Consider the following 15,977-nt stretch of genomic DNA (forward strand, 5'->3'; position numbering starts at 1 on the left):
TCCCCGGTCCCGGTGATCCCGCCGGACCCAGCCACTGGGCGGCCCGCCGCTGGGTACGCGTCGTACTGGAAGATCGTCCGACGGAGGACTGCCCGAGGAGCGGCCGGCGATGGAGTGGTTCGGAGATTCCGGTTACTGGCTCGGCAGGCTCGTCTTCCAGCGGGCTCTCGCGGCGGTCTATCTGGTCGCCTTCATCGTCGCCGCGAACCAGTTCCGGGCGCTGATCGGCGCCCGGGGGATTCTGCCGGTCCCGTCCTTCGTCGCGCGCGTAGCGTTCCGGCAGTCGCCGAGCATCTTCCACTTCCACTACTCGGACCGGTTCTTCGCCGTCCTCGCCCGGACCGGCGCCGCTCTCGCCGCCGCCGTGGTGGCCGGTGCGGCCGACGCCGTACCGCTGTGGGCCTCGATGCTGATGTGGTTCGTGCTCTGGCTGCTGTATCTGTCGATCGTCAATGTCGGCCAGACCTGGTACGGCTTCGGCTGGGAGTCGCTGCTGCTGGAGGCGGGCTTCCTCGCCGTGTTCCTGGGCAATGACACGACAGCGCCGCCCGTCCTCGTTCTGTGGCTCCTGCGCTGGCTGGTCTTCCGGGTCGAGTTCGGCGCCGGCCTGATCAAGATGCGCGGGGACCGCTGCTGGCGGGATCTGACGTGCCTGTACCACCACCACGAGACCCAGCCGATGCCCGGCCCGCTGAGCTGGTACTTCCACCATCTGCCGAAGCCGCTGCACCGCGTCGAGGTGGCCGCCAACCATGCGGCCCAACTGCTCGTTCCCGTCGCTCTGTTCACTCCTCAGCCGGTGGCGAGCGTCGCCGCGGGCCTCATCATCGTCACCCAGCTCTGGCTGGTGGCGTCCGGGAACTTCGCGTGGCTCAACTGGCTGACGATCGTCCTGGCGCTACCTGCGATCGGCGGCGCTCCCACCACCGAGGCGCTCGGCCTGCCGGCGCCTCCGGAGACCGGCCCCGCCCCCGTGTGGTTCGAGGTCCTGGTGATCGCGGCCGCCGCGCTGACCGTCGCGCTCAGCTACTGGCCCGCCCGCAACCTCCTCTCGCGCCGCCAGCAGATGAACCGCTCGTTCAATCCGCTCCATCTGGTCAACACCTACGGGGCGTTCGGGAGCATCAGCCGCACGCGCCGCGAGATCGTCGTCGAAGGGACCGACGAGCCGGTGCTCACGCCGGACACGGTGTGGCGGGCGTACGAGTTCAAGGGCAAGCCCGGCGATCCTGCGCGGCTGCCTCCCCAAGTGGCGCCCTACCACCTGCGCCTCGACTGGATGATGTGGTTCGCGGCACTGTCGCCCGCCTACTCGCACTCGTGGTTCCTGCCGTTCGTCGAACGGCTGCTGCGGGGCGACCGGGCGACGCTGAAGCTGCTGCGCCGCTCCCCGTTCCCCGACGGGCCGCCCACGCACGTACGGGCACGCCTCTACCAGTACCGCTTCACGACACGGCGGGAGCGGAAGGAGTCAGGGGCGTGGTGGCACCGGGAGCCGGTGGGCGAGTTCCTGCCGCCCGTGGCGCTGGACCACGGCGACCGCACCACCGCGGGCCGCTGAGCGGGCGCGCGGAGCAGACGCGCTGAGCGGGCGCCCTGAGCAGGCGGGCGGACCGGGCGGTCCAAACGGCGCGTCATCCGCGAAGGTCGACAGGTTCGGGCGGCTGCCGCCGTGATCCGGTTGCACACCGCACGGAGCTCGGGGTACGGCCGGTCGGCTGAACACCCGTGACATCAGTGGCCGATCGGGGGACACGGGCTACGCGCAGCGACCACGGCAGCGAGCCGTGTCCGGAGAAAGGCGGTTGCGACATGGCAGATTTCCTCACCGACCTCCAGACCATCAGGGAGCGGGCCCGTACGGAGATCGACAAGGGCCCGGTGACGGATGTGTACGGCGCCGACCTGGACCGGGTGCTCCAGGTACTCAATGAGGCGCTGGCCACCGAGATCGTCTGCACGCTGCGCTACAAGCGCCACTACTACACGGCCACCGGCCTGTATTCCGAGCCGGTGGCAGCCGAGTTCCTCCAGCACGCCCAGGAGGAGGAGCACCATGCCGACATGCTGGCCCAGCGCATCGTCCAGCTCGGTGGCGCACCGGACTTCAACCCGGAGACGCTGACGACGCGCGCGCACGCCGAGTACGACGCCAGCCCCGACCTGATCGAGATGATCAAGGAAGATCTGGTGGCGGAGCGCGTGGCGATCGCCGCGTACACCGAGATCGCCCAGTGGATCGGCGCCGGTGATCCGACCACGCGCCGCATCTTCGAGGACATCCTCGCGCAGGAGGAGGAGCACGCCGACGACATGCGGGCGCTGCTGGAGCGGATCCCGCGGGACAAGTCCGGGATCTGAGCCGGGCCCTTCAAGAAGGCGGGCCGGGCGCACCGGAGCCGACGGGAACGGGAGTTGACCGAGCTCAGGAGACGGGCGGGCCGGATCCGGCCTCCGGCCCGGCCCCGCCCCTCACATCCGCCGACGGAACGGACCGCGCCGCATCCGCAGCAGCAGCGCGCCTCCGCACAGTGCCACGACCCCGGCGGCACCGGCCAGCCAGGGTGCCCCGCCTGCCCCGGACACATGGGAGGCCACGTCGTTCACCATGCCGGCGTCCTGCGGAGGGGGCGGCTGGACCGGACTCCGTACGGCCATACTCGGCGGGCTCTGCAACCGCCCGACCGCGGCGACCCTGCCTGCCGAGGCGAAGCCCCAGTCGAGCAGCGAACGGGCCTCCTCGTACACGGCGTTCGGGACGCCGGACTGTGGATTCATGACGGTGGCCAGCAGCGTCCGCCCACCGCGTTTCGCCGCGACGACCAGGGTGTTTCCCGCGTGGCTGGTGTATCCGTTCTTCACGCCGATCAGTCCGCGGTACGGGTCGAGGCCGGGCGCCCCCGTCAGCAGGCGGTTGGTGTTCTGGATCTGGAAATGGCGCTTCACCCTGCCGTCGGCCTTCCGCCCCTCGGGGAACTCGGCCACCTCGGTGGAGCTGTAGCGGACGAAGTCGGGATTGGCGAGGCCGACGAGGGCGAACAGGGACAGGTCGTACGCGGACGAGACCTGGCCGGGTGCGTCGTATCCGTCGGCCGAGACGACTCGGGTGTCGTAGGCACCCAACGCCTTTGCCTTGGCGCGCATTTGGGCGATCGTCTCGGCCATCGACCCGTTCATCGAAGCCAGCGCGGAGACGGCGTCGTTGCCTGAGCGCAGGAACACCCCGCGCCACAGGTCCGATACGGAGTACGACTTGCCCGGCTGGATGCCGACCTGGCTGCTGCCCGCCCCGACATCCGCGAGATCGGCATGGGTCACCTTGTGCAGGGCGGTCTGCGGCAGCTTGGGGAGCACCGTCACCGCGAAGAGGGTCTTCAGGGTGCTGGCCGGGGCGAGCTTGCGGTGCGCGTCCTTCGCGGCGAGCACCTGACCCGTACGGGCGTCGGAGACCATCCACGACAGGGCCGAGATGTCCGAGGGGAGTCCAGGCGCGCCCCTGCCCGGCAGCGCCTGAACCCCGTGCCGGCTCAGCAGGGGGCCGCCGACCCTGGCGGGCACTGCGTGGTGCTGGCCTTCGCCGTCCGCGTGAGCCGGTGCCGCCGGGCCGGCGACGACCAGACACGCGGCGGCGACCGCCGCCGCGCCGGTCCGCGTCTTGAGTCCAGACATCGTCTCCATATCCGCACGGTAGGAAGGGTTGGCGGCGGGTGCCGCGAGTTCCTGCTCCATCCGGGGATCGTTCGACGTACCGTCAGTTCCTTTGTCCTGTAAGAGAACTGATGGCTTGCCTCCGGCGGAATCAGATGGGAGCGAGGAGCGGCTGCTGGCCCGAGGGCGTCCCGGAGTCCGCGACCCAGCGGACGGCACCGTCCAGCACCGACGTGTGGGGGGAGTCAACGAGGTGGACGGCCATGCCCACGCTGCGGCCCAGTTGCTCGGGCAGACCGCCGAGCAGAGCCCCGCCCCCGGTGAGCACCATCCCGCGGCCGACGATGTCGTCCGCGACGCTCGCGGGGCAGCGCCCGATGACGGCGCTCACCGAGGCGGCGATCCGTCTGACCTCCGGGGCCACGATCCGCACGAGGTCCCCGGCGGACAGGATCGCCGTCTTGGGCAGGTCGTTGATGCGGTCCCGCCCGCGTACGTCCACACACGTCGTCCTGCCCGTGGCCGCCGCCCGGCTGAGGCGGATCTTGAGCTCCTCCGCGGCCGCGAAGCCGAGAGCGAGGGTGTGCTCCTGGTGCAGGTAGGCGCGCAGCGCCTCGCCGAAGGCGTCGCCAGCGGTCGTGATGGACTCGGCGGCGACGAGGTTGCCGAAGGCGAAGGCGGCGACCTCGGTCGTCCCCGCACCGATGTCGACGACCATCGTCCCGGTCGCGTCCCACACGGGAACGCCCGCGCCGATGGCGGCCAGCGTCACCTTGGGCAGCAGGTGGACGGAGCGGACCCCGGCGAACTCGAATGCCTCCTCGACCGCCCGCTGCTGCACCGCCGTGGCCTGCGCGGGTACGCCCGCCACCACCCGCGGCGGCAGCCAGGACCGCAATCGGCCGCGCCTCTGCTGTCCGATGGCGTGCCACAGCAGCCGCGTCGCCGCGTCGAAGTCGGTGATGACGCCGCGGCGGATGGGGGCGACGGTCTCGATGGCGGGGGGCGTACGGCCGGCCATCCGCTTGGCGGAGTCGCCGACGGCCACGATCTTGCCGGCGCGGGTGTCCACGGCCAGCATCGAGGCGCCGTGGAACGACGCTCCTCTGGGGCCGCGCATCCGGGTGCAGGAGGTGCCGAGGTCGACGGCCAGATGGGTTGCGCCGAGAGCCTGAGGCAGAGGCATGCGGGATCCTTTCGCCACTGGCGACGAGTTGTCGCTCCAGACTCGGTCCGCTGCCGGTGCCCACCCGTGCACCACCCGCCACCCTCCCTCGAAAGAGTGTGATCATCCGCTCGTCGTATCCGCCGTCCAGCCCTCACCCGGTTCGGCTGCCGTACGGGATGGCCTCCCGGGCTCTTGGCCGGGCCACGCGGCGGCCCGACACTGAGCGCATGACGCAGCGCGCTCAGCTCACGGGACTCCTGGACCGGCTGGCCATCGACGATCTGATCACGGGCTACGCGAGGGCGGTCGACGACGGCGACTGGCCCGCCTACCGTGCGCTCTTCACCCCGGACGGCCGGGCCGACTACCGCGGCTCGGGCGGGATCGAGGGGATGGCCGGGGACGTGTCGGTCTGGCTCGAGGAGACGATGCACCTGTTCCCCGTACGTCAGCACCTGATCGTCAACCGGCAGGTGCATATCGAGAGCATGGACGGCGAGGCGGGGGACGGCGCACTGGTGCGGGCGGACTACATCAATCCGATGCGGCTGGACACGGAGCGAGGGGACTCGGCGGCAGGCGGTGCCTCGGCACGACCTGACGGGATCCGGCCGGACCCGGTGCGGGCTGCTTCGCGGCGGCCGGATTCCGTACGGCTGGACGGTTCGGGTGGGGCGCTGCCCGCGGTTCCGAACCTCACCTCGGGCGGCCGGTACACCTTCGGGCTGCACCGCACGGACGCAGGATGGCGGGTGCACGAGGTCGCGGTGCACGAGAAGTGGCGCCGGACCTCCGAAGACCTGGTTCCGCAACCGCGCTGACGCCCCGTCGGACCGCTCGCAGCGGTTGCGTGCTCCCCGGCACTCGCCCATAGATGACGTATGAGCGTGATCCACCGCTGTGTGTCGATCGCGGCCGCCGCCGGGGCCGTCGCAGTGGCGCTCACCGCCGCTCAGGCGACGGGGGGCGCCGAACCCGGCGGCCCGGGGGCCCTGGCGCCCCCCGAGCCCGTCGGTCCCGCCCCGGCACCCACGGCTGAGCCGCTGTCGTTCGACTTCGGTGAGCGGGAGCCCACCCAGTCCATCGGCACACCGCGTGCCGGCATCTGCTACCCACTCGGCAACGGCTCGGCCAGCGCCTTCCGGAACAACACCGAACTGAGCGCCGAACTCCACCCCTCCCCCGGCTGCGGCGGGGCTCCGGGCGCCGCAATCGAGCCCGGTCGGAAACTCACGGGCGGCCCGCCCAGCGCGAGTGTGGTGTTCAGCGTCCCGTCCGCGGGCCCGCCCTCCTCCGCCTCCTCTGGCTCCGGCCCGTCCGGCTCCGGCCCGTCCGGCTCCGGCCCGTCCTCCTCCGGGAGAAGACGGAACGGGCCATCACGGAGCGGCCGCCGTCGATGACCTGTGCGAGGTGGCGCCGGTGAGGGTGAGTACGGAACCGCGGAGGTGACCGGACCGCCGGAGGCGCCGTTGGTCGACTGTGACAACGATGCAGCTTCGACGGGTGACGGCGCGGCGCAGGACCCTGAGCAGGCCGTCGGATGGCGAAACGGTTCCGCTGCTCGCGGACGCCCCGATCTACGCGGCTCTGGCCCGTAGCTGGGCGTCCGCGGGCAAAGCAGTCCCGGGGCAGTACGATCGCGAGTGGATCAACCTGATGCGCCGGCCGGCCTGGCCCGCCGCTGAGAGGTGACGCACGGGGGGCGTCGTACGGCGCGTTGGGGACCGTCGGCCGTGCCGGGCGCACGGCCTGGGTGACGTACACCCGTACACAGGAAGGATTCATCGTGGCCACGACGCGCACCGCGCACACGGTCTGGGACGGCAATCTGCTCGAGGGCAAGGGCACCGTCTCCTTCGACTCCTCGGGGATCGGCGAATATCCGGTCTCCTGGCCCGCGCGCGCCGAGCAGCCGGGCGGGAAGACCAGCCCGGAGGAACTGATCGCGGGCGCCCACTCCGCCTGCTTCTCGATGGCTCTGTCGAACGGACTCACCAAGGCCGGCACTCCTCCGAAGCAGTTGCGGACCCAGGCGGAGGTCACGTTCCAGCCGGGCACCGGCATCACTGGCATCCACCTCACGGTGCAGGGTCAGGTCCCGGGTCTCGACGAGGCGGCATTCACCTCGGCGGCCGAGGACGCGAAGGCCAACTGCCCGGTGAGCCAGGCGCTTTCGGGCACGACGATCACGCTCACCGCGAAGCTGGTCTGACTCGGGCGGGTCCCGCGCTCAGCGCCCGGGACCCGTACGCGCGGCGGATCCGCAGGCGCGGCGGTCCGGGAGACGCGGCGGTCCGGGAGACGCGGCGGTCCGGGAGACGCGGCAGGCGCCGCCGGCCGGTGATCCGGCCGGCGGCGCCTGCGCATCGGCGTCGCGCCTGCGCGCTCTCAGAGACGGACGCCCTTGGAGGCCAGGTACGACACGGGGTCGATGTCCGAGCCGTACGTGGCCGTCTTGCGCACCTCGAAGTGCAGGTGCGGGCCCGATGACCGGCCTGTGTTGCCTGAGTGGCCGATGAGGGATCCGGTCGACACGCGCTCGCCGGGGTCGACGAGCACGTTGGAGAGATGGGCGAAGAGGGTGTAGCGCCCGTCGTCCATGCGGATCAGCACCATCTTCCCGTAGTCGCCGCCGTTGCCCGCCTGCTTCACGACGCCCGACCCGACGGAGCGGACCGGGGTACCGACCGGGACTGCGAGGTCCACACCCGTGTGGTGGCCGGCGATCCAGTCGCCGGGAATGCCGTACGCGGCGGTCACCTCGCCGGAGGTGATGGGCTTGGTCCAGGCGCCCTGCGGTCGTTCGAGCGGTTGGCCCGACGCCTGCTCCGCGCCGGAGTCCTCGTCGCTCGCGTTCTGGTTTTCGCTCGCGTGCTGGCCCTCACTCGCGTCCTGCTCCTCACCCGCATTTTCGTCGCCCTCGTCCTCGCCGACGCTCTCGGCGGGGTCGTCGGGGTCGGCGTCGTTCCCGACGCTCTGGCCGCTGAGGTAGGGCATCGGATCAAAGCCGGCGAAGTAATCGCGGTGGGGGTCGTAGTCGTCCGCCTGGGATTCCGGCACCCACGGGCTGTCGGGAGAGGCGTCCGTCGCGGTCGGGCGGGCGTTCATGGCCGGCGCCTGCTGTCCGGGACCGAGCAGCTGGCGCACCGGGGGCGGCTCCTGGCTCCGGGCCCACGCGGCGCCCGTCGCCGGGACCAGCCCGAGCGTCCCTGCGATACCGCCGCACAGGAGGAGACGCCGGACGGTGCTGCGGCGTGCGCTGCTGCGACGGATGCCGGGGGATATTCGGCGACGTATGTCTTCGGGGCTCACTGGAATGTCCTTTCCGTCGGGGTAGGGGTGGCCGGTGCCCGCGGTGGACCCGGCGTCGCCCTCACATGCCGCAGGCCTCCGACGCCCGGACGACCGCGGGGGTCCGTTGTCCGGGAGCCGGAGGCCTGCGGCTGCGGAGGCCATGTCCTGCGACTCAGGTGGGGTTGCCGATCCAGCGGCGGATGACGGCGGCCGGACAGGCCGGGGCAGCGGCCGTCGGACGCGATGAGATGCGCATGAAGACCCTCCTCCGGCACGGCTGCTGGGTGCCTGGCCGCCGGGGCGGCGCCCGTACCTGACCCCATGCCACCCCGACACCCCGTCAAGCGCACGCGCCGCAGCGGCGGGAGACGTCCCGCCAACGGAGCATCGGGTATCGCGCGAATGCCGCAACGGCCCAGGTGACGCGCCCGTGGGCTGACCCGGCTCAAAGACCGTCCCGGCGCCGCCCATCGGGTGAGCCCGCTGTACCCGCAGCGAGGAGGGGCGGCTGGGAACCGGACGGCCCGAGGGGCCCTGGGTGGCCCCACGGGTGCGGTGCGATGCTTGAGAGGTGGATGGCGTGGACGACGCACACGGCACCAACGGCGCGCACGGTGCACGCGGCACCAACGGCGCGCACGCACACCGCACCGACGGCGCGTACGAGGAGTGGTACTCCCCGCGGGCGGGCGCGGTGCTGTGGACCCGGACGGCGGACGAGGCGCCGCACCGCGTGCTGCCCGACGGCTGCACCGACCTGATCTGGCTCGACGGGGAGCTGTTCGTGGCGGGTCCCGATACGCGGGGGTACGTACCCGCCGTCGTCCCCGGTGCGCACTACGTCGGGCTGCGCTTCCCGCCCGGCCGGGGCCCCGATCTCCTGGGCGTTCCGGCCGACGAGCTCCGGGATCACCGGGTCCCGCTGGACGCTCTCTGGCCGGGCGCGGACGTCCGCCGCCTGGCCGAACGCGTGGCGGACGCCCCGGACCGCGCGGCCGCCCTGGAGCGGATCGCGGTCGACCGGCTGCCGGGCGCCCCGCGCCCCGATCCGCTCCTCGCGATCGTCGTGGCCGGCCTGCGCGCCGGCGAACCGGTGTCGGCGGTGGCCGCGGCGGCCGGTCTCGGTGAACGCCGGCTCCACCGCCGCGCTCTGGCCGCCTTCGGCTACGGGCCGAAGACGCTCGCCCGGGTGCTGCGGATGAACCGTGCGCTGGACCTGGCGCGGACCGGGGCGCCGTTCGCCGAGGTCGCGGTGGACGCGGGGTACGCCGACCAGGCCCACCTCGCCCGCGAGGTCAAGGCGCTCGCCGGGGTACCGCTGCGCGAACTGCTGCCGTAGGCCGCGCGGTCGCGCCCGTCGGTGGCCACGCAACCTCCCTCCGGGGGAGAGCGCCGCGCGGCGTCCGGCGAGCTGACGGGTGGCTACGGGTTCTGCGCGCCCGGCAGCGGGGCGAACAGGTCCACTCCGTTGCCGTCGGGGTCGAGGACACAGGCGTAGCGCATGCCCCAGAACGCGTCCCAGGGCTTGAGGTGCCCACGGTGGCCCGCGCCCACGAGTTCGTCGTACGTCCGGTCCACATCGGGGGGACCGTCGCAGGCGAAGGCGAGAGAGGCACGACCGGTGTCCCTCGGTGGCGTCCACGACCGGTCGAAGGAGCGGACGGTGTCCTCGGTGTCCCAGGCGATCCGCAGTCCGCCGGGCAGCGAGGCCTCCACATGCGGCTCGGAGTCGGCGTCGCCGGGGATGTCGAGGCCGAGCCGGCGGTAGAAGGCGAGCGATGCGGCCATGTCGGAGACGACGAGGCCGATGAGGTCGAATCGAGGTGCCATGCCCCAACCGTAGGCAGCGGGTGCGCACCGGTCTTGAACGAATCGGACAGCGCGAACGGTTCGGGGACGGCTGCGTTCCGCGGCGCCGTCGCCCCGTGCGCCAGGCTCCGCCACTCCCCGCTGCGGATCGTCGTCGACGAGGGAGCGGCAGCCGCTCAGCGGCTGCCGCTCAGGAAGTGGAGAGGTCGCCGGTGCGGTGGCCGGCTTCCTTCCGCCATGTCACGTCTCGCGGCCAACCGTCCTCATGGCCGCGCCCGCGGTGATCAGGCCGAGGAGGCACACGACAGCGCCCACGACCACGTTGTTCCAGATCATCCCCGTGTCGGGGAAGCGGGTGACCACCCACGGAGCAATGATCAGCCAAGCCCCCAGCGGGGCCAAGGTCCAGCTGAGCCCTCCAATCCTCTCCGGCACGGCGGCGAGTCCGACGGCCATCAGCGCGATGGCGATTCCCAGGACGAGGTTGTTGAGTGTCAGCTCGGGGCGGGCACTTGCGAAGTGCACCGTCCACGGGGAGATGGCGCAGTAGACGCCTGCGAGGAACGCCAGTCCCTCGATGGCGGGCGCGCTCCGTCCTTCGAGCATGCGTGCGTACCGGTCCCGCATTTCGTGTACGTCCGGGTGAGTCGCTATGTCACCTGGGCGATGCGAGAGGTCGGCCATTCCTGCTCGCCTCCTTCGGTCCATACACCGTTGTTGCGCAGTGCCCGACTATGGGCAAGCAGTTCCATTGTGCTCTTTGGAGTGCTTTAAGGGTAGATTCCTGTTCAAATACTTCGGCTCTGCACGACAAAGGTCAGAACCGCCCGGCATCCCGTCGTGCGGGGTCCGTACGAAGCTCGTCCACCCCGTACGGATTCGGCACCCGGCAAGGCGCGCGTGAGGCGCGATCGCGGCCATCGCCTGTGCCGCATGGGGGAAACTGAGCCCATGTCCACTCCGCGCCGCCCCTGCCCTGTCTGCCGTCGTCAGATCGCCGTCGTCGGGGGCCGGCTGGCCCGGCACGACCTTCCGGGCCGCCGGACCGCCCTGGAGCTGATCTCGTGTCCGGGGTCGCGGCGCATCACACCGGTCGGCGCCGGCCAGCCGCCGCTGATCGACCTGGATGCCCCGCCCTTCCCGGGTCAGCTCCCGCTGTTCTGAACACCGGGCGCCCGCTCACCCACCCCCGGACCCTCCCTTCGTACGCACAACCCCTGTGCACGTCCGGGTGATTCGCCGGCCTCCGGCCGCGTCCCGCGCACAGGACGCGGCCGCCTGCGGCAATGATCGATCCGGCCTGGTCCTACGGCCGCAGGGGGCCCATCGGTCAACCAACCGGGCCATTCACATGACAAATCGCCCGTTTGCACCTTTCCTGCGACGGATACATGCTGCGATTCTCAAGCCACTCATGGTGACGGAGATCGTCCCCCATCACTCAGGAGAACCGCATGATCCTGTCCATCTCGGGCGTCGTCCTGCTGGCCATCATCGTCTTCCTGTTCCTCCGGAAGGACGGACTCAAGGCCTCCCACGCCGTCGTCTGCGCGCTCTTCGGATTCTTCCTCGCGGGCACGGCCATCGCCCCCAGCATCAAGGCGGGCAGCGCGAGCCTCGCCAGTCTCCTGGGCGGCATCAAGTTCTAGCCACGGCCGCGCAGCGGGCCGGCCGCCACGGCCCGCACCGGCCCCCGCAGCAGGCACCGCCTCCAGGACCTCAGGAGAACGACCGTGGCCCGGCGTCCACTGCCCCGTATCCTCACCGCCCCCGCGCCGATCGCCCGTGGCCGCGATGTCGCGCGCACGGCCGCCGACAGCGTCACCGACGTCCTGCACCCCCTGATCGTCATCGGTCGGGGGCTGCGCAGGCTGGCCGGAGCGGGGCGCCGCCGCTGGTCGGCGACGCCGAGCGAGCGGCGCGGCACCGCGTTCCTGACCGCGGCGGCCGGTGTCGTGGCCGTGGCTCTGCTGCCGTACGGGCCGCTGGTGGCGCTGATCGCGCTCATGGGGGCCGCGGCCTGGGCGGGCCATGACCGTGCCCCTGCCGCGACCGGGCCGGACGAGCCCGAACTCCAGCGGCTCCGGGTGATCTACGAGGCTCTCGTACCGTACTTCTCCACATCCGACGATCCCAGTCCCCTCTACGCCCACGGTGGCGAATGGCAACAGGCCCTGTCCGCCTACGAGTTCGACGAGGACGGACGCCTGACGCGGCTTCAACTCAGCTACCCGCCCTACTTCACCGACGGCGAGCCCGCCTCCCGCGCCCGTATCGAGCAATTGCTGTACGCCAAGTGCGGGCGCGGCCGGGAGTACCGGTTCGAGTGGGACGAGGAGGCGAACGAGATGTCCATGACCGTGCTGCCACCGCTGCCCACCGACATCTGCGCCCAGCGCTTCGTCACCGCACCCGGTGAGACCGTGCTCGGCTTCACCGACGACGGTGAAGTGCAGCGCACCGTCCCCGTGTCGGGCGCCGACGCGCCGCGCGACGCCCCGCCCGTGGTGTGGCGGACCGGGCCGCGCTCCACCGAACCGCATCTGCTGGCCCTCGGCCACAACTCCGCCGGCGTCACCACACTGCTGCGTTCGGTCGCCCTGCAGGCGCTCGCCCACGGCGATGTGCTCGTGGTCGACGGCGGTGGTGCCGGCGAGTACGCGTGCCTGATCGGAAGACCCGGCGTCCTGGCCGTGGAGTGCGGTCCCGGCGGGGTCCTCGCGTGCCTGGAATGGGCCGCCAACGAGACCGAGCGCCGGCTGGTCTCCGCCAACCGCGCCCGCCAGGCCGGGCTACCGGCGCCCGAGGACACGCGCAGGGCGCTGTGGATCCTCCTCGACCGACCGGCCGCGCTCTCGCTCCTGGCCTCCGCCGAGGGCCGCCGGGATCCGCAGGAGCTGCTCCAAATCCCGCTCCGCCACGGCCGGGCAGCCGGTGTCACCGTCGTCGTCGGCGAGCAATTCGACCACGCGGAGACGCTGTCCGAGACCGTGCGCTCGCACACGCGGGCGCGCGTGGTCCTGGGAGCCACGGATTCCGCGCAGGTGGAAGCCGCCCTGGGCGCGCCGCCGCACACAACTCCGGCCTACGGCATGCCGCCCGGCCGGGGTTACGCACGTCTGGGCTCGGGCCCCGTCCACCGCATCCAGGTTCCCGACACCCCGGACCCGTACGACGACAACGCCGACGAGGCTCACCGCCGCGCGGTGCTGGAACTCCTCCCGGACCGGCCCGACAACCTCCCCCCTGCGGCCCGCCGGGCGGATGCGGGAAGGGGCGACGGCCCCCCGAATGGACCCACCCAGCGCGCGGACGCGGCCCGCCGGAGCACACGATGAGCCGGATGCAGGCCTTCACGGCCGCCCTCCACACTGCGAGAAGGCGGGTATTCAATGGCTGAGAACACGGGACAGGCAAAGTCCGAGAGATCCATCCTGATCGGGGAACTCTCCGCCGAGTTCGCCGGCACCATGGTCCTCATCCTTTTCGGCTGCGGCGTGGTCGCGCAGGTGGTGGCGGCCGGCGCACTCACCGACCCTCCGGGTGCACTCGGTGACCACGACAGCATCGCGTGGGCCTGGGGCCTCGGCGTGACTCTCGGCATCTACGTCGCGGCGCGGCTGAGCGGGGCGCACATCAACCCGGCCGTCACCCTCGCCTTCGCAGCCTTCAAGGGCTTCCCCTGGAGGAAGGTCGGCCCCTACGCCCTGGCGCAGACAGCGGGGGCGTTCGTCGCGGCCCTGCTGGTGCGCTGGAACTACACCGAGGTCCTGGCCGCCGCGGACCCCGGGCACACGCTGAAGACGCAGTTCGTCTTCTCCACCCTCCCCGGCAACGGGTCGCTCCCGGTGAGCGAGTGGGGCGCGTTCCGCGACCAGATCATCGGCACCGCCATCCTGGTGATGCTGGTCTTCGCGGTGACCGACCTCCTCAACACCCCGCCCGGGGCCAACATGGCCCCCTTCATCATCGGCCTCATCGTGGTGGCGATCGGTATGGCCTGGGGTGCGGATGCCGGCTACGCCATCAATCCCGCCCGTGACTTCGGCCCGCGGCTGGCGAGCTTCATCACCGGCTATCACGACGCATGGCGAGACCAGTACGGAAACCTCTATTTCTGGGTGCCCATCGTCGCTCCACTGATCGGCGGCCTGGTCGGTGCCGTTGTGTACAAGTTCGCCATCAGCCGGTTCCTCACCGTACCCCCGCCGCAGGAACCGGGTCGGGTCCCCACACCCGAGGGCGAACAGGCCTGACCCGAACCACGCGGTCCGGCCCAGGACTTCCCGTACGACCTTACGAGAGGCGGAAGCGATGCCAGAGTTCGTCGGTGCGGTGGACCAGGGAACCACCAGTACCCGCTTCATGATCTTCGACCACTCGGGCAGCGAGGTGGCGAGGGATCAGCTGGAGCACCGCCAGATCCTGCCGCGCGCCGGCTGGGTAGAGCACGACCCGGTGGAGATCTGGGAGCGCACCAACACGGTGATCCAGAACGCGCTGCGGAACGGCGGGCTGGACGCGTCCGACCTGACGGCGATCGGCATCACCAACCAGCGCGAGACGACCGTCATCTGGGACCCGCGGACGGGCCGTCCGTACCACAACGCCATCGTGTGGCAGGACACGAGGACGGACGCCATTGCCGCGGCCCTGGAGCGCGAGGGCAAGGGCGATGTCATCCGGAGGAAGGCGGGTCTGCCCCCGGCCACGTACTTCTCCGGCGGCAAGATCAAGTGGATGCTGGAGAACGTCGATGGACTGCGCGAGGCGGCGGAGTCCGGCAACGCCCTCTTCGGCACCACGGACAGCTGGGTACTGTGGAACCTCACCGGCGGGCCGAACGGCGGCATTCACGCCACCGACGTGACCAACGCCAGCCGGACGATGCTGATGAACCTGGAGACCCTGGACTGGGACGACGAACTCCTCGGCTTCTTCGGTGTCCCACGCGCCATGCTTCCGCGCATCAACCCCTCCGCCCATGCTGAGGCGTTCGGGGAGACCCGTACCTCTCGGCCGCTGCGCACCGCCATCCCCATCGCCGGGGTGCTTGGCGACCAGCAGGCCGCGACCGTGGGCCAGGTGTGCTTCACGCCGGGCGAGGCCAAGAACACCTACGGCACGGGCAACTTCCTGCTGCTCAACACCGGTACGGAGCCGGTCCGTTCGGAGTCGGGGCTGCTCACCACCGTGGCCTACCAGTTCGCCGACAGCCCGGCCGTCTACGCCCTGGAGGGCTCGATGGCCGTCACGGGCGCGGCCGTTCAGTGGCTCCGCGACCAGTTGAAGATCATCGGATCCGCGGCGGAGAGCGAGAATCTGGCGCGTTCTGTGGAGGACAACGGCGGGGTCTACTTCGTACCGGCGTTCTCCGGGCTGTTCGCACCGTACTGGCGGTCCGACGCCCGCGGCGCGATCGTCGGTCTGACCCGCTACAACACCGGCGGCCACATCGCGCGGGCCACGCTGGAGGCCATCTGCTACCAGAGCCGCGACGTGGCCGACGCCATGGAGCGGGACTCCGGCGTGCACCTCGACGTCCTCAAGGTGGACGGCGGTGTGACGGCCAATGATCTGTGCATGCAGGTCCAGGCGGACATCCTCGGCGTGCCGGTCAGCCGGCCGGTCGTCGCGGAGACCACCGCGCTCGGCGCCGCCTACGCGGCGGGACTCGCCACCGGCTTCTGGCAGAGCCAGGACGAACTGCGGTCCCACTGGCAGGAGTCGAAGCGCTGGGAGCCGCAGTGGAGCGAGGAGCAGCGCGCGGAAGGCTACGAGGGCTGGAAGCGGGCCATCGAGCGCAGCCTCGACTGGGTGACGGTGAAGTGACCCCTCGTCACTCCGCTGCGTCCGACCCGCACATGCCGTGACCGCCGCCGGTCGCGAGGGCCCACCGTCCGCGCGACCGGCGGCGGTGCGTCGCGCGTCGTGGATCGAGCGCCGGGCGTCGTGCGCGGGTCGTGGATCGAGCGCCGGGCGTCGTGCGCGGGTCGTGGATCGAGCGCCGGGCGTCGTGCGCGGGTCGTGGATCGAGCGCCGGGCGTCGTGCGCGGGT

Annotated in this window: 17 protein-coding genes; 12 read left to right on the plus strand and 5 right to left on the minus strand. The window is 71.5% G+C overall.

What is annotated here, in order from left to right; translation table 11 throughout:
* The first annotated feature begins 109 nt into the window (after positions 1-109).
* On the plus strand, positions 110-1,561 hold the full coding sequence (locus AB0M26_RS10995) for a lipase maturation factor family protein (RefSeq protein WP_365257995.1): 1,452 nt from the start codon (positions 110-112) through the stop codon (positions 1,559-1,561).
* A 251-nt stretch (positions 1,562-1,812) separates the two neighbouring features.
* The gene (locus AB0M26_RS11000; RefSeq protein ID WP_365257997.1) at positions 1,813-2,361 is read left to right on the plus strand and encodes a ferritin-like domain-containing protein; all 549 of its coding nucleotides are present in this window, start codon (positions 1,813-1,815) and stop codon (positions 2,359-2,361) included.
* Positions 2,362-2,472: 111 nt separating this feature from the next.
* Here the strand turns inward: AB0M26_RS11000 and AB0M26_RS11005 are convergent, their stop codons facing one another.
* Both AB0M26_RS11005 and AB0M26_RS11010 read right to left on the minus strand, forming a co-directional pair.
* Positions 2,473-3,678 (minus strand): serine hydrolase, encoded by a 1,206-nt coding sequence (locus AB0M26_RS11005; protein ID WP_365258000.1) that lies wholly within the window; start codon positions 3,676-3,678, stop codon positions 2,473-2,475.
* Positions 3,679-3,799: 121 nt separating this feature from the next.
* On the minus strand, positions 3,800-4,834 hold the full coding sequence (locus AB0M26_RS11010) for a rod shape-determining protein (RefSeq protein WP_365258003.1): 1,035 nt from the start codon (positions 4,832-4,834) through the stop codon (positions 3,800-3,802).
* A 209-nt stretch (positions 4,835-5,043) separates the two neighbouring features.
* On the opposite strand from AB0M26_RS11010, the gene AB0M26_RS11015 reads away from it, so the two are divergent.
* The 4 genes from AB0M26_RS11015 (at position 5,044) to AB0M26_RS11030 (ending at position 7,028) form a co-directional block, all read left to right on the plus strand.
* Positions 5,044-5,637, plus strand: a complete 594-nt coding sequence (locus AB0M26_RS11015; RefSeq protein ID WP_365258006.1) for a nuclear transport factor 2 family protein — start codon at positions 5,044-5,046, stop codon at positions 5,635-5,637.
* A gap of 60 nt (positions 5,638-5,697) precedes the next feature.
* Positions 5,698-6,216 (plus strand): hypothetical protein, encoded by a 519-nt coding sequence (locus AB0M26_RS11020; RefSeq protein ID WP_365258009.1) that lies wholly within the window; start codon positions 5,698-5,700, stop codon positions 6,214-6,216.
* An 88-nt stretch (positions 6,217-6,304) separates the two neighbouring features.
* Positions 6,305-6,508 (plus strand): hypothetical protein, encoded by a 204-nt coding sequence (locus tag AB0M26_RS11025; RefSeq protein ID WP_365258012.1) that lies wholly within the window; start codon positions 6,305-6,307, stop codon positions 6,506-6,508.
* 94 nt (positions 6,509-6,602) lie between these two features.
* Positions 6,603-7,028: an OsmC family protein gene (locus AB0M26_RS11030; RefSeq protein ID WP_365258015.1), complete on the plus strand. Its 426-nt coding sequence runs from the start codon at positions 6,603-6,605 to the stop codon at positions 7,026-7,028.
* Between the two features lie 176 nt (positions 7,029-7,204).
* Here AB0M26_RS11030 and AB0M26_RS11035 read toward each other — a convergent pair whose 3' ends face one another.
* Entirely contained in the window at positions 7,205-8,128 is a 924-nt protein-coding gene (locus tag AB0M26_RS11035; protein WP_365258018.1) for a M23 family metallopeptidase, read from the minus strand.
* A 676-nt stretch (positions 8,129-8,804) separates the two neighbouring features.
* Between AB0M26_RS11035 and AB0M26_RS11040 the strand changes: the two genes are divergently transcribed.
* Positions 8,805-9,449: a helix-turn-helix transcriptional regulator gene (locus AB0M26_RS11040; protein ID WP_365258226.1), complete on the plus strand. Its 645-nt coding sequence runs from the start codon at positions 8,805-8,807 to the stop codon at positions 9,447-9,449.
* An 83-nt stretch (positions 9,450-9,532) separates the two neighbouring features.
* On the opposite strand, the gene AB0M26_RS11045 is transcribed toward AB0M26_RS11040, so the two are convergent.
* Both AB0M26_RS11045 and AB0M26_RS11050 read right to left on the minus strand, forming a co-directional pair.
* Entirely contained in the window at positions 9,533-9,940 is a 408-nt protein-coding gene (locus tag AB0M26_RS11045) for a VOC family protein (RefSeq protein WP_365258021.1), read from the minus strand.
* A gap of 219 nt (positions 9,941-10,159) precedes the next feature.
* Positions 10,160-10,603: an SPW repeat protein gene (locus tag AB0M26_RS11050; protein WP_365258024.1), complete on the minus strand. Its 444-nt coding sequence runs from the start codon at positions 10,601-10,603 to the stop codon at positions 10,160-10,162.
* Between the two features lie 267 nt (positions 10,604-10,870).
* Here AB0M26_RS11050 and AB0M26_RS11055 point away from each other — a divergent pair, with 267 nt between their 5' ends.
* The 5 genes from AB0M26_RS11055 (at position 10,871) to glpK (ending at position 15,751) form a co-directional block, all read left to right on the plus strand.
* Entirely contained in the window at positions 10,871-11,083 is a 213-nt protein-coding gene (locus AB0M26_RS11055; RefSeq protein ID WP_365258027.1) for a hypothetical protein, read from the plus strand.
* 290 nt (positions 11,084-11,373) lie between these two features.
* Positions 11,374-11,568 carry a hypothetical protein gene (locus AB0M26_RS11060; RefSeq protein WP_360854640.1) on the plus strand — a complete coding sequence of 65 codons (195 nt, stop codon included), beginning with the start codon at positions 11,374-11,376 and terminating at the stop codon, positions 11,566-11,568.
* Between the two features lie 84 nt (positions 11,569-11,652).
* Positions 11,653-13,257: a hypothetical protein gene (locus tag AB0M26_RS11065; protein ID WP_365258030.1), complete on the plus strand. Its 1,605-nt coding sequence runs from the start codon at positions 11,653-11,655 to the stop codon at positions 13,255-13,257.
* A 54-nt stretch (positions 13,258-13,311) separates the two neighbouring features.
* A complete protein-coding gene (locus tag AB0M26_RS11070; protein ID WP_365258033.1) occupies positions 13,312-14,175 on the plus strand; it encodes an MIP/aquaporin family protein in 864 nt (287 codons plus the stop codon).
* Between the two features lie 58 nt (positions 14,176-14,233).
* Positions 14,234-15,751: a glycerol kinase GlpK gene (gene glpK / locus AB0M26_RS11075; RefSeq protein WP_365258036.1), complete on the plus strand. Its 1,518-nt coding sequence runs from the start codon at positions 14,234-14,236 to the stop codon at positions 15,749-15,751.
* Positions 15,752-15,977 lie beyond the last annotated feature (226 nt).

It is taken from the genome of Streptomyces sp. NPDC051776, assembly GCF_040681345.1.
Classification (GTDB): Bacteria; Actinomycetota; Actinomycetes; order Streptomycetales; family Streptomycetaceae; genus Streptomyces.

Excerpts from the sequence above, each read along its gene's own strand:
- AB0M26_RS10995 (WP_365257995.1), top strand. The coding sequence starts at position 110 with ATGGAGTGGTTCGGAGATTCCGGTTACTGGCTCGGCAGGCTCGTCTTC.
- AB0M26_RS11000 (WP_365257997.1), top strand. The coding sequence starts at position 1,813 with ATGGCAGATTTCCTCACCGACCTCCAGACCATCAGGGAGCGGGCCCGT.
- AB0M26_RS11005 (WP_365258000.1), bottom strand. The coding sequence starts at position 3,678 with ATGGAGACGATGTCTGGACTCAAGACGCGGACCGGCGCGGCGGCGGTC.
- AB0M26_RS11010 (WP_365258003.1), bottom strand. The coding sequence starts at position 4,834 with ATGCCTCTGCCTCAGGCTCTCGGCGCAACCCATCTGGCCGTCGACCTC.
- AB0M26_RS11015 (WP_365258006.1), top strand. The coding sequence starts at position 5,044 with ATGACGCAGCGCGCTCAGCTCACGGGACTCCTGGACCGGCTGGCCATC.
- AB0M26_RS11020 (WP_365258009.1), top strand. The coding sequence starts at position 5,698 with ATGAGCGTGATCCACCGCTGTGTGTCGATCGCGGCCGCCGCCGGGGCC.
- AB0M26_RS11025 (WP_365258012.1), top strand. The coding sequence starts at position 6,305 with ATGCAGCTTCGACGGGTGACGGCGCGGCGCAGGACCCTGAGCAGGCCG.
- AB0M26_RS11045 (WP_365258021.1), bottom strand. The coding sequence starts at position 9,940 with ATGGCACCTCGATTCGACCTCATCGGCCTCGTCGTCTCCGACATGGCC.
- AB0M26_RS11050 (WP_365258024.1), bottom strand. The coding sequence starts at position 10,603 with ATGGCCGACCTCTCGCATCGCCCAGGTGACATAGCGACTCACCCGGAC.
- AB0M26_RS11055 (WP_365258027.1), top strand. The coding sequence starts at position 10,871 with ATGTCCACTCCGCGCCGCCCCTGCCCTGTCTGCCGTCGTCAGATCGCC.
- AB0M26_RS11060 (WP_360854640.1), top strand. The coding sequence starts at position 11,374 with ATGATCCTGTCCATCTCGGGCGTCGTCCTGCTGGCCATCATCGTCTTC.
- AB0M26_RS11070 (WP_365258033.1), top strand. The coding sequence starts at position 13,312 with ATGGCTGAGAACACGGGACAGGCAAAGTCCGAGAGATCCATCCTGATC.
- glpK (WP_365258036.1), top strand. The coding sequence starts at position 14,234 with ATGCCAGAGTTCGTCGGTGCGGTGGACCAGGGAACCACCAGTACCCGC.